Annotated in this window: 9 protein-coding genes; all 9 read left to right on the forward strand. The window is 69.9% G+C overall.

Going from position 1 to position 13,130, the window contains the following annotated elements:
- Positions 1-27: 27 nt before the first annotated feature.
- A complete protein-coding gene (locus ABZT74_RS05555) occupies positions 28-1,350 on the forward strand; it encodes a radical SAM protein (RefSeq protein ID WP_355869269.1) in 1,323 nt (440 codons plus the stop codon).
- 335 nt (positions 1,351-1,685) lie between these two features.
- On the forward strand, positions 1,686-3,173 hold the full coding sequence (locus tag ABZT74_RS05560) for a cellulose-binding domain-containing protein (RefSeq protein WP_356433487.1): 1,488 nt from the start codon (positions 1,686-1,688) through the stop codon (positions 3,171-3,173).
- 524 nt (positions 3,174-3,697) lie between these two features.
- On the forward strand, positions 3,698-6,133 hold the full coding sequence (locus tag ABZT74_RS05565) for a glycoside hydrolase domain-containing protein (RefSeq protein WP_356165276.1): 2,436 nt from the start codon (positions 3,698-3,700) through the stop codon (positions 6,131-6,133).
- A gap of 3 nt (positions 6,134-6,136) precedes the next feature.
- The gene (locus ABZT74_RS05570; protein ID WP_355869278.1) at positions 6,137-6,559 is read left to right on the forward strand and encodes a hypothetical protein; all 423 of its coding nucleotides are present in this window, start codon (positions 6,137-6,139) and stop codon (positions 6,557-6,559) included.
- A complete protein-coding gene (locus ABZT74_RS05575; protein ID WP_356433488.1) occupies positions 6,556-7,218 on the forward strand; it encodes a hypothetical protein in 663 nt (220 codons plus the stop codon). The genes ABZT74_RS05570 and ABZT74_RS05575 overlap by 4 nt, the downstream gene beginning before the upstream one ends.
- Positions 7,219-7,475: 257 nt before the next feature.
- A complete protein-coding gene (locus tag ABZT74_RS05580) occupies positions 7,476-7,811 on the forward strand; it encodes a CATRA system-associated protein (protein ID WP_356165279.1) in 336 nt (111 codons plus the stop codon).
- A 114-nt stretch (positions 7,812-7,925) separates the two neighbouring features.
- On the forward strand, positions 7,926-9,455 hold the full coding sequence (locus ABZT74_RS05585; protein ID WP_356433489.1) for a CATRA conflict system CASPASE/TPR repeat-associated protein: 1,530 nt from the start codon (positions 7,926-7,928) through the stop codon (positions 9,453-9,455).
- Positions 9,456-9,569: 114 nt separating this feature from the next.
- Positions 9,570-12,299, forward strand: coding sequence for a CHAT domain-containing protein (locus tag ABZT74_RS05590; RefSeq protein ID WP_356433490.1), 2,730 nt, complete (start codon positions 9,570-9,572; stop codon positions 12,297-12,299).
- A 63-nt stretch (positions 12,300-12,362) separates the two neighbouring features.
- Positions 12,363-13,112, forward strand: a complete 750-nt coding sequence (locus ABZT74_RS05595; RefSeq protein WP_355869293.1) for an NUDIX hydrolase — start codon at positions 12,363-12,365, stop codon at positions 13,110-13,112.
- Positions 13,113-13,130 lie beyond the last annotated feature (18 nt).

Below are 13,130 nucleotides of genomic sequence, written 5' to 3' on the forward strand. Positions count from 1 at the left end.
AAGCAGGTCGGGAGCGAGGAGATCGGGATGGGCAGCCGCACCGCGCTGGTCGAGGATCTGATGGAGCGGTTCCCGCACGTGCCGCGGGAGGCCGTCTTCAAGGAGGACCTGCTCCGCGGGGGTGTGGCCTTCGACGCCTCCGCTCTCAGCGACAACGAGAAGGGCGACGTCAAGCCGAAGTCGTACTTCATCTTCTCCTTCGACCACGGCACGCTGCCCGAGCTGGGTGAGGCCGCGCTCCGGCGCCCGCCCGAGGAGATCATCCTCACCGGCGGCCCGTACGACCTGCGGCGCACCGTCGTCTCCGTGCGCGTCAACCCGTCCTCGCCCTACCGGGTCGCCGCCGACGCCGAGGGCGTCCTCGGGCTCTACCTCGACGGGAAGCGGATCTCCGACGTCGGCGTGCCGCCGATGCCCGAGTACTACCGGCACAAGCTCTCCAACGGGAAGTCCGTGATGGAGGTGGCGCCGACGATCCAGTGGGGCTACCTGATCTACCTCACGGTGTTCCGGGTCTGCCAGTACTTCGGCGCCAAGGAGGAGTGCCAGTACTGCGACATCAACCACAACTGGCGCCAGCACAAGGCGGCCGGCCGGCCGTACACCGGGGTCAAGGACGTCGAGGAGGTCCTCGAAGCCCTGGAGATCATCGACCGGTACGACACCGCCAAGGCGTCCACGGCCTACACCCTCACCGGCGGCGCGATCACCAAGACCGTCTCCGGCCGCGACGAGGCCGACTTCTACGGCCACTACGCCAAGGCCATCGAGGAGCGGTTCCCCGGACGCTGGATCGGCAAGGTGGTGGCCCAGGCGCTGCCCCGCGACGACGTGCAGCGCTTCAAGGACTACGGCGTGCAGATCTACCACCCCAACTACGAGGTGTGGGACGAGTACCTGTTCAAGATGTACTGCCCCGGCAAGGAGCGCTACGTCGGCCGGGACGAGTGGCACAAGCGCATCCTCGACTCCGCCGAGATCTTCGGCGCGCGCAACGTGATCCCCAACTTCGTCGCGGGCGTGGAGATGGCCGAGCCGTTCGGCTTCACCAGCGTCGACGAGGCCATCGCGTCGACGACCGAGGGGCTGCGCTTCTTCATGTCCCACGGCATCACGCCCCGCTTCACCACCTGGTGCCCGGAGCCGACGACCCCGCTCGGCAAGGCCAACCCGCAGGGCGCGCCGCTGGAGTACCACATCCGTCTGCTGGAGGCCTACCGCGCCACCATGGAGGACTTCGGTCTCAAGTCGCCTCCCGGCTACGGACAGCCGGGTCCGGGACGCGCGGTCTTCTCCGTCAGCTCCTTCATGGACAGCCTGCCCGCCGAGGAACCGGCCGCCCAGGTCTGACCCACCGCCGAGACCCGCCGCCGCGCCGTGCCGCCGGGCGCGGCGCGTCCGGCGCCCGTGCCGCGACGAACACCCCGCACCTCCCGTACATCCCGCGTGGCCCGGACGTCATCCGTACGTCCGGGCCCCGTGCGTTTCGCGGTGCTGTGGGGAGACCGGCATCACCGACGCGTGACCGCCCCGTCGCGCGATGTGAGGGAACCGCTTGTCAGTTGTGTCGGAACCGTGAAAGGCTCGGGCCCGTTGTCGGGACGGTATCCAACTCCCCGCTTCCGTAAGCCGAGTTGGGCGTTACCTGACGTTGCACATGGACGCAGTGGATGCAGGAGCCCCCCATGCCCGACCTGCCGACCCCTCAGGACGCCGCCGAGGCCGCGTTGTTCTCGGAGTGCTGGGACGCGGTGCTTTCGTACGCCGACCTGTGCACGTCCGGCTCGGCCGCCGCGACCCAACTCGCCACCGAGGCCTTCACGCACGGCGTCCACGAGGCCCGCGCGGCCGAGGCCCGCGCGAGGAACACCGGCCGCAGGACACCGGGGCTGCCCCGGATACCCCTGCTGCTCAACTCCGTGCGCACCACCGCCGCGGCCTGGGAGGCGCACGGCCAGGGACACCGCCTGGACCCGGACCTCAGACTGTGGCTCAACTCCGAGAAGGCCGACCGCTTCACCGGGCCCCCGCTGCACCGCCCGATCGCCCTGCGCGGTCTCAGGGACCTCCAGGCAGCCGACGCCGCGCTGCTGTGGCTGGTCGAGGTCGAGGCCCTCCCGCTGCCCGCCGTGGCCCGGCGGCTCGGCCTGGACCCGGTGGCCGCCGCCGAGGAACTCGGCGAGGTGCGCGCCCTGTTCAGGGCCCGCTGTCACCGCAGCCACCTCGACACCCCGATGGACGCCGCCTGCCGCACCTACGCCCGGCTCCTCGACGCGGTCACCCGCTCGCCGGGAGCCGACACGCCCGAGGACCTGTCCCGGCACCTCGCCCACTGCGCCGAGTGCGCGGAGGCGGCCGCCTGCCTGCGCCTGCACGGCGGCGGACTGCCCGTCGCGCTCGCGGGCGGCGTGATCGGCTGGGGCGGTCTCGCCTATCTCGAACGCCGCCGCCGCGCCGCCGAAGCGGGACTCGGGGGCGGACGCTCGCAGGCCGCCGTGGACACCGGCATCGCCGAGAACCGGGAGCCGGCACCCCGGATCGGCCGCACCGGAGTGCTCGTGGCCGCCCTCATCGTCTCCGGGCTCGCGCTCACCGTCTCCCTGATGCCCTTCGGCCCCGACGGCGACGCCGCCATCGCGCCGCGCGGCGACGCGGCCGTCGCCGACCGGCCGGTGGCCGCCCCGGCCGCCTCGTCGTCCCCGCCGGCCACCACCCGCGCCGACGGCACGCTCGTCTCGCCCGAGCCGGAGCCGACGCGGACGACCGCCGACGCGCGGCCCGACCCCGAACCCCAGGGCCCCACCTCGGCGCCGGCCCGCGTCGTCGACCGCACCCCGGAGCCGACGAGGGACTCCCCTCGCTGCGCGGCGACCTACACCCTCGACAACGAGTGGCCGGACGGCTTCCAGGCGACCGTCTCCGTCACGACCACCGAGCCCCTCGACACCTGGCGGCTCGGTTGGACCTTCGACGACGGCCAGCGGGTCACCCAGATGTGGGACGGCACCGCCGACCAGCGGGGCTCACGGGTGACCGCCACCGCCGCCGACTACAACAGGAAGGTCGCCGCGGGCGGTTCCGTCACCGTGGGCTTCCTCGGTTCCTGGCAGCACACGAACACGGCACCCGGCACCATCACCCTCAACGGGGCGTCCTGCGCGATGGCGCACTGAATCCACTCGCGGGGCCGTTCCCCGGGGACCGGTGAATTGGCCCGAACCCGTCGCGGAGAGACCGGAAATCGCACAACCCCCGGAGCCGTTTCGGGAGTCTCATCGTTCGGACAAGCGGAGTTTCCCGATTCGTCGATCCGGCGTCCGTCGCGGGGCTGTTCCCGCGATGGTGGTTGCCTTGGCGTGCTCGCGGGATCTTCTTCGGGAAGTTCCACCACGGGGAGCGGGGGACGTGTTCATGGTGTGCGGTGCGGCTGAACGGAAATGGCGGCGGCTTTCGGTGAATCGGGCGCCGGCGCCGGCAGTTCGGTAGGTCCGGAGCGCGCCGACCGAGAGCGGGCCCCAGTTGCGTTTCACCTGGCCGGGCAGGCCGCTGCCTCCAACACCCCGGCCCACGGCGTGCGTTCGACGGCTCCGGCCGGACCGGCCCCGCCGGCCCCGTCCCCTCCGGTGCCGGCCCCCCTTCCTTTCGACTCGCAGACTCGTGCGGCCTGGTGCCGTGCGACCGGAGACGGGAAAAAGACTTGGCAGACGAGAAAGTCCTCGAAGCGCAGAAATGGGTGAACTCCACCTACGGCGCGGTGGCCGGATATGTTCCGTGTCCGGAAGACGGCCGCACCGGCTGGGGCACCATGAACTCCCTGATCATGGGTCTTCAGCACGAACTCGGCATCAGTCCGGTGGTCGCCAGTTTCGGCCCCGGAACGATGTCCAAAATGCAGGCACTCGGCGATATCGGATTCGGCTGGGACGCGAACCGCAACATCGTCGCCATCCTCGAACACGGCCTCTTCTGCAAGGGCTACTGGGCGGTCGAGCCGGACAGCTACGGCTGGTTCACCGGCGTCACCCGCGAAGCGGTGAAGAGCCTGCGGTCCAACATGGGCATCCCCGAGGGCGACGGCGTCATCAACGCCAAGATCGCCAAGTGCATCCTCAACATGGACGCCTATGTCGTCGTCGCCGGCGGTACCGACAAGATCCGCGGCATCCAGCGATGGCTCAACGGCGGCTACTGGCAGCGGGATGCGTACAGCGTCGGCCCCTGCGACGGGATCTACTCCCGCGACGTGCAGAAGGCCCTCATGATCGCCCTCCAGTACGAACTCGGACTCAGCCCCACCGGCAACTTCGGCCCGGGCACCCAGGCGGGCCTGAAGTCGCACACGCTCGCCGAGGGCAACTCCGGCATCTTCGTCCAGCTCTTCACGGCCGCCTGCGTCTTCAACGAGCCGGTCATCATGCACGGTCAGGACGACCAGGAGGTCCGCACCACCTTCAAGGACACCTTCGACTCCAAGACCAAGGAGTTCGTCCAGATCTTCCAGAAGTTCTCGCAGCTCCCCGAGACCGGCCTCGGCGACTACCAGACCTGGTCCCAGCTCCTCGTCTCCATGGGCGACCCGGACCGCGAGGCCCACGGCTGCGACACCCGTTACGAGATAACCGCCTCCCGCGCCAGATGGCTCTACGACAACGGCTTCCGCATCGTCGGCCGCTATCTGTACGACCCGCCCGGCTCCACCCTCGACAAGGAGATCAAGCCCGGCGAACTCGCGACCATCTTCGACGCGGGCCTACGCGTCTTCCCCATCTACCAGGACAACGCACGCCAGTTGTCGGACTTCACCTACACGGCCGGCTACCAGCACGCCCTCAACGCCCACGCCCTGGCCACCGGCTACGGCTTCAACCGCGGCACCACCATCTACTTCGCCTGCGACTACGACGCCACCCAGGAGGCGATCGACGGCTATCCGCAGGGCATCGTCAGCTACTTCAACGGCGTGGTGGCGGGCCTGGCCGGCCAGGGCAAGAAGTACCTGCACGGCGTCTACGGCTCCCGCAACGTCTGTACCAACGTCACCGAGAAGACCCTCGCCCGGTACTCCTTCGTCTCCGGCATGTCCTACGGCTTCTCCGGAAACCTCGGGTTCCCCCTGCCGGACAACTGGTCCATGAACCAGATCAAGGAGTTCAAGGTCACCAACGGGTCCGACAGCTTCGACCTGGACCGCGACGTCTGGCGCGCCGGCAGCGACCCCGGCACCAACTCCGTGAACAGCACGGCGGGTCCGGCGGACGGCTTCATCGCCTACGTCGAGAAGCTCTACGGCATGGCCGTCGCGTACGGCAACGGCAAGAACCCCAGCCAGCTCGTCATGGAGTACATCCGCCACGAGAAGTACGCGGGCATGGCCTGGTGGTGGCTCGCCGGCAGCTTCGACTCCGGGTTCGTCGACTACTGCAACACCCGGGGCATGTCGGTGATGGACAGCTTCAAGGACCCCATCTCCGGCTACGATCTCGACGCCACGCACCTCATGGCCACCGCCAACGGCTTCCTCGTCAACTCCGACCCCGGCGACAAGAAGTCCGCGACCGGCGGCGACATCGCCGGCTGGGGCGGCGACATCATGACCTTCTACGCCGACTGGCGGAACTCCGAGGAGCAGTACGCCTCGGGACACGCCTTCTGCGACGCCAAGCTCGCCAAGCCGGCCGTCGTCTCCAGCTTCGGCTTCACCGACATGGTCGAGGACGCCGACGGATATCTGCTGGCCAAGGCCGTCGCGGGCGGCCAGAACGTCGTCGACTGGGTCAAGGCCCAGTACAACGGAGGCGGCGGCCTGCGCCGGTTCCGCAACAACTACGACACCCGCTGGCAGAACGGCGGGAACTGCTACCAGTCCTGCTGGAACATCCTCACGGCCGCCGACGACGTCACCGTCGACCTCGCGCGGAAGAAGCTCATCATGGCCTCCGGTGCCATGCTGCCGTCCGTGATGATCAATCTTCCCGGCGGCGGCGACAAGCTCGACGCGTTCGTCCTCGGCTTCAGCGACCGCATGCTCGGCCTCGTCGGCCTGGAGAACACCCTGGCCGCCACCTACCGGAGCAATCTGCAGAAGTACCTCAAGGCCGCCGGGCAGCGAGCCGCCGCACGAGCCGGCCACTGAACCATGGACGTCGTCGCGAACTTCCTCCTCCTCGCCGTTCCCGTCCTGATCGTGCTGGGACTGTGGAGCCGGCCCCTCCTGACAGGCCGGTGGAAGACGCCCGGATGGTTCCTCGTGACGGCCGGGCTCTGTCTCGTCGCCATGCTCGTCACCTGGATCGTCGGGGCTCTCGCCGGTACCTCGATGGACGCCGAGGAGGCCTGCCGGGCGGCCGGCGCCACCTACGACCCGTCCTACCGCTCCGTCCACTGGCAGGAACCCTCGCGATGGTTCCCCCTGCACAACAAGTGCAACGCCGGCCACGACCTGGTCCCGGTATGGGTCAACCCGGCCCTGGTGGTCCTGCCCCTGCTGGCCGCCGCCTTCCTGGGCCTGGCCGTACGGCTGGCCGTCGTCAACCAACGCACCGAGAAGGGCACAGCGTGAACGAGCTGACCAGGCGCCACTTCGTGGGCGCCGCCGCCGGGTTCGCCGGAGCCGCCGCGATCGGGTCACTGGGGGCCGCTCCCGCCTCCGCCGCCCCGCGCCGGACGGACTGGACCGGGAGCCGCTCCGCCAACGGCTGGGAGATCCTGGCCGAGGCGAGGAGCTTCCGCATCGAAGGCAGCGACCAGTCCGTCCACCTCGCCGGAGGGACGGCCGCGACCCTGCTGCTGCACGTCGCGCGCCGCTTCCACTACGAGATCGACCAGCTCCGCGACGGCGACGTCCGGGGCCACCGCACCTCGCGTCATGTCCAGGACCCCCACGAGTCCAACTACCTGTCCGGCACAGCCCTGGAGATCAGACCCCAGGCCTATCCCCTTGGCGCCCAGGACGGGTTCTATCCGCGGGAACTGGTCGTCATCCGCGACATCCTCGCCGAACTGGACGGGGCCGTGACCTGGGGCGGCGACTTCGCCACGCCCAAGGAGTCCCACTTCGAGGTCGCGCACCAGCCCGGTCATCCCAAGGTGAAGGGGGTGGCCCGGAAGATCGACGGCTGGAACTCCGGCCCCGGCAACGAAGGCGCCGGCGCCACCGACGCCTTCGACCCCGCCCGCCGCAGACGCGCCACGTCCTTCGCCCACCGCACCGCCCCCTAGAACCCGCGCCGCGACCCGGACCGTCCGCCCGCGTGGGGTCTTTGAGGCCTCACGCCGACGGACGGTTCGGTCCGTCGGCGGCCCGGTACGCACTCCGTGACGCTCCGCCTTGTGTACGCGGCCCAAAGGTTGGAAAATCAGCCGGCGGAACCCAGGAAGACCTCGCGTCACACGCGGAGTTGGGGTTCGCGTGCGTGACGGATGCGGGGAATCCGGGTGCGCGGTTGTGCGGTCGATGGTGTTCGGGGGAGGACTTCATGAAGCTGCGGCAGATTCTTGCGCGCCTGGAGGAGATCGGGGAGTGGTCGCTCACCGCGGAGGAGTGGGGCGCCGTGGGCGAGGTGCTGGAGAGGCTCGAACCCGTGCTCTCCGAGGGGGACGACGCCGAGATCCTTCAGGTCCTGGCCCTCCTCGAACCGCTGGATCGCGAAGGGGCGCGCCGTGCACAGGCCCGGTTGGGCGCGGAGGGCACACCCATTCCGGCGCACCAGCGAGAGCGGCGGAACCACCTGATCGCACGGCTCACCGCCGACCTGCGCAGTCCGCAGGAGCGCTCCAAGGAGGGCCGGAACGCCCAAGAGGAGACGGCCTGACCGGCCGTGGCCGAACCACTCGTCTGCGGTCGGACGAGCAGGGACGTCGTCCACCGAAGAAGCCTCGGCGCTCCTCGACAGCCCCATCGGGATTCCGGAAGCAGGTCGCACAGCATGAGCGGCATCACCAAGCCGGCCTTACTCGTCATGGCGTTCGCGCCGGTCGATTCCGAAATCGACAGCCACTCGCGCCAATACCTCGAATGTACGTGGCGAGCGTGCCGTGCACTGGGCATGCTCGAGCCGGTTGCCGGGACCTCCGTGCCCGCGGACCGTATCGACTTCGGCGAGGTACCCCGGGCCGCCGCCGGATTCACCTTGTTGGCGGCCGCGCAGCGGACGGGTGACGACTCCGTCTGTTCCGCCTTCGCCTTCGTCGACCACGACGTCGTCGGTGTCGTCGCCCTGCTGGCGCCCAACGACCCGGCCGGAGACCTCACCCAGTGGGCCGGCCTCGACGCCGAGTGGAGCGCAGCGGTGGCCGCGGCGGGACCGCCGCCCCAACCCTGGGGACTGCTGGGTGAGTTCCGGGTGTTCGAGGCTCTCCACGGCCGGGGGACAGCACGGCGGGACCGCGCGATGTGCGATCTCGTCCGGCGGCACGCGCCCCGGACCGGGAGCGAACCCTGGTGGGCCGGCTTCGACCGCACCGAGCAGGGTTTCGCCGTGTGGCGATCGTCTGAGACCGGCGAACTCGACGGGGTCACCGACCTCTACGTTCTGGCACCGGTCCGGCACGAGGCCGCCCTCGACGAGTGGGCCTGGGCCACCGACGGCCGACACGGGCTGAGGCCGCTCGCACGCTACTTGGTCCAGCTCGCGAAGATCCGCTACCAGGGTCGGCTGTACGCCTCTTCGGAGTCCTCGCGCCCGCAGATGTCGGAGAGCGACGAACGGACGACAGCGCTCCTGCGGGAACTGGACTCCGCCGAACGACGCGCCGTGCCGCTGGAGCGTGTGCTGAAGACCTCGCGCCTGCTGGACAAGACGCAGTTCGGTCCCCAGGGACTGCTGTGGACCATCACTCGCCAGCGACAGTTGGGCCGCAGTCTCGCCACCGCCGTCGCCAACATGCGTTTGCACGCTCCCGAAATGCGCAGGCACGGCGAGGGAGTCTCCTGGACCGTGACGGACCTCGCCGACGCCGAATGGCTCATCAAGCAGGTGGACGAGGACCGGCTGCATCTGGAAGCCGCGCGCGAACGGGCGGACAGCGTGCGCGCCGCGGTCTCCGTACTCGTCGAGCGGGAACTGGCCGGCCACCGCAACTGGCTGACGCTCGTTCAGACCTCCATCCTGGGGTCGATCCTCACCGCGCTGACAGCGGTGCAGACCATGAACTACAAGGTGCCGATACGCAAGGCCCTCGAGTCCCCGGTCATCGTCGTCGTGGCAGCCCTTGCCCTCGCCCTGCCTCTGGCCACGCTGCGTTGGGCGGGCGTCGCGCCGACGACCTCGCGATACAGATGGCTCGACTCGGGTGTCGCCGGGCTGTTCGGCGCCGCCCTGGGCTGGCTGGCCGTCACGTGGTGGGCGCTGGGCAGGGGAGGAGCGCTGCCCACCGTGCCGTGGACACTCTCGGGCGCCCTGGTGGCCGGTCTGATCGCATCCGTGGGGACGCACCTCCTGACCCGGCCGCGCTAGTTCACCCCCCTTCCTCCTTTCCTCCTTCCGCTTCCTCCTTCCGCTCCGGGCGCGGCCTCGGGCCCTTCGGCTCCGGATCCGTGAGTCCGTCAGAATCAATGAGGAGTTCTCCGCATGCGTCAGGACGACGGACGGCACCCGCAGGACCCCGGCTCCGCGATCAGGGCCTTCGTCGAGGCACTGGACGTGGAGGATCTGATCATGAGGTTCGACGTCGATTTCGATGCCCCGATGCGCCAGGCGGACGCCATCGGCATGTTGCGGATGGCGCGAGCGCACACCAAGGAGCCGCACGCCGGTGTCCGAGGCATCGCCCGGAGAGTCGGCGCCCACTGGTGCGAGATCGTCCAGGCGGACGTCGACTACGAGTTGCTCTCGGCGCTGCGGCTGATCGAGGCGTCACGGCCGGACGCCGAGCGGCTGTCGTCGTTGCTGTCCGACGGCACCGTCGACCCCGACGACCCCTTCCCCGCCTATGCCCTCGCCCGTTGGTACGACGGAGCGGGCAGGATCCGTTACCGCCTGGGGAGTTACACCGCCGCCCGGCGTCTCTTCGGGACCGCGGTGCAGGCCGCCGAGTCGTCCGGGCTGTGGTGGGCGCTGCCCGACCTGCTCAGCAACTACACCCGCGCCGAGTTCGAGGAACGCGGGCAAGCGGCGCGGGAGAGGGAAGCGGGCAGGACCGCGGGGAGCCACCTCGACGCGCTGATCGCTCCCATGCGGCACAGGCACGACCAGCTCGTCGAGCAGGCGAACGAGCACGGTGTCGACACCGACGCCGTTCCGGACCAGCAAACGCCCCTGCGTGAGCGGGAGTTCCTGCGCGGCTACTCCAACGCCCTCCACAACCTCGCCACCGCTCTGCGCCAGGCCGGGGACAGAGAGCAGTCGCTGCGCGTCACCGCGCGGTCCAAAGCCATATCCGAGGGGCTGAACGACACCTACCGCACGGCGCAGTCGCTCCTGAACCAGGCCTTCTGCGGCGACAGCCCCGAGAGGAGCTTCGCGACCCTGCGCGATCTCGGTCACGGCCGGGCGGAGTACGCGGGGCCGGGATGGGAGCGCGGACGACGGATCGCCCGTCAGAACCTCGCCCGGCTCGCCGGCGGCCCCGACGGTCTGGCCGACCTGGGGCACCTCCTGGACGAGCTGGAGGACGACGCCGCCGGTACGGGTCGACGAGCCGGGCTGGACGTCGACTTCTACGCCTACACCGTGCGCTACTACCGGGAGACGGCCGCCGCCCTTCCCGCTGCCGAACGTCCGCGGGACGTCCTGGACCGCCGGCTGAAGATGGCGGAGTCGGTGCGCGAGGCGATCGCCCTCCCCGTGTACAAGCGCGCCTACGCCAACCACGTACGACCCGCGTATCTACGGGCCATCGGCGCGCAGATGACACGGGGCGGCCGCCGGCAGGAGGACCTGGAGAAGATCGTGTCCCTGGTGGAGGAGTCCTCGGGCCGGGAACTGCTGGACCTGCTCGCATCGTCACGCCCACCCGTCCTCGGCCGTCCCGCGCATCCGCTGCCCGCCGTCCCGGAGGGGCCCCGGGGCGATGAGAGCCCTGCGGACGATCGCCGCACGCCCCTGCGCGAACAGTCGTCCGTCGAGGCGACGGAGATGAGGGAGTGGAGGGAACTGCTCATCGAGCGGGAGCAGCAGTACGAGGACCACTTCCTCCAGCACCCGCTGACATCGGCGACCCACGACGACGACATCGCCCATCAGCTGGTCCAGTACACCCTCAACCACGAGGGCTCATGTGTCGTGCGGTACTTCCGCTTCGGTACGTCGGACGCCGCCCTGGAAGGCGAGGAGACGACCGAACCCGACTCTCTCGGCATCGTGGTCTGCCGGGACGGAGTGCTCACGCTGCTGCCCTCCGTTCCGTACGCGGACGTGGCCGACCTCGCGCGCACGGTCTTCGAGGACCTCGCCGATCCGGCGTTCCCGGTACCGAGGGAGGAGACCTGCCGGCGCATCTGGAACCTGCTCGTCGGGCCGGTGTGGGAGAGCGCCGGCAAGGGAGGGCCGCCGAGCCATCTCACCCTGATCCCGACCGACGACATCTTCGCGATCCCGCTCCACGTCGCCACCGCGCCGGGGGACGACCGGCCGCTCGCCGCCCGGGTTCCGCTGTCCCACTCGGTGAGCGTGGCCGCCTTCGTCACGCGTGGCCGCCATCTGCTCAAGAAGCAGCTCATGGAGCACGACGACGACCTCGCCGCCCTGCTGTCCACCGACGCGCGGGCGACGGGCGACGAGATCGTCGACGTCGGCTGGAACGCACCGCACGTCCATGTGGCCGGTCACGTCCCCGACGCCCTGGTGGGCAAGGTCGGGGGCGCCTTCACCGCCGACTGGGACGGACTCGAGCAACTGGTCGCGGTCAAACCGGAGTTCTTCGTGTACGCCGGGCACGGTGTGTACGTGGACGAACCCGAGGTCTCCGGCCCGCTGATCCACCTGGGAGAGACGGACATGCTGTCGCAGTTCGACCTCGCGTTGCGCGTCAGTCTGCCGAGGAACAAGCTCACCGTGCTCGGCGCCTGCCTGGCCGGGCAGGGTATGCGGTCCGACGGCGGTGACGTCCTCGGGTTCATGCGGTCCCTGATCATCAGCGGTGCCGGCGCCATCGGCGTGCCGCTGTGGTCCGTACGCAACTCGGCGATGGTGGCGACGGTGAGTACCTTGCTTCGCGAGAGCAGAGCAGCCCTCGGGCCCTCGTCCAACGGCGTCTTCGACGTCGTGCAGACCCTGCACGACCACTACAGGGAGAGTATCGAGACGTACACGTCGGTGGAGGCCCGGGTCGATCGGCTCCCCATCGCCCTGTACCTATGATCCGGTCGCGTTCGTCTCCGTCCCGGCGGCGCCACCGACACCGCGCGCAGATTGAGGAGAGCCATGAGCTCACACGACCGAGCCGCCGGCAGGCAGGCCGCACTCACCGACTACGAGGCGCTGCGTGAGCACCGCCCGGAGCTCTTCGTGAACCCCTCCGGCGCGGCTTTCGAGATCCTCCTCGACCGCGCCGACCAGGACCGGGCGGCAGACGCCATGTCGCGCGTGGCCGTCGCGGCCGGGCTGTCCGAGAGCGTCGGACACATCGGCGTCGTCTACCGCGACGCCTATTTCTGTCTGGTACGTGACGCCGTGCGGTTCGCGAACGGCCGACTGGGAACGTACATCCGTATCGTGCCCGCGTCGGCGTCGGGAGGAGCCGCGGTCCTTCCCGTGCTCGCCGACGGACGTGTCGTCCTGTTGCGTCACTTCCGCCATGCCGACCGCGACTGGCACTGGGAGATCCCCCGTGGCTTCGGTGACCCGGGGGAGGACGGCGCGGGTACGGCCGCCCGGGAGCTGCAGGAGGAACTGGGCGTCCACGTCCGGGACTTCACCTATCTGGGCCCCCTCTCTCCCGACACCGGCATGCGCGCGGGCGTGGACCATCTGTACCTCGCGCACATCGGGACCGCCGAGTTGGCGGACGAGCCCACCCAGGACGCCAGGGCGGAGGGGATCCACGCATACCGCGCCGTGTCGCCGGAGGAGTTCCGGACGATGGTCGCGGACCGGCGGATCTCCGACGCCTACACCCTGTCCGCATACGCGCTGGCCATGGCCCAGGGCGTGCTGAAAGCCGACATGGGCTGACGGACCCGACAGGGCGCG

The sequence above is a fragment of the Streptomyces sp. NPDC005302 genome (assembly GCF_040607345.1).
Classification (GTDB): Bacteria; Actinomycetota; Actinomycetes; order Streptomycetales; family Streptomycetaceae; genus Streptomyces.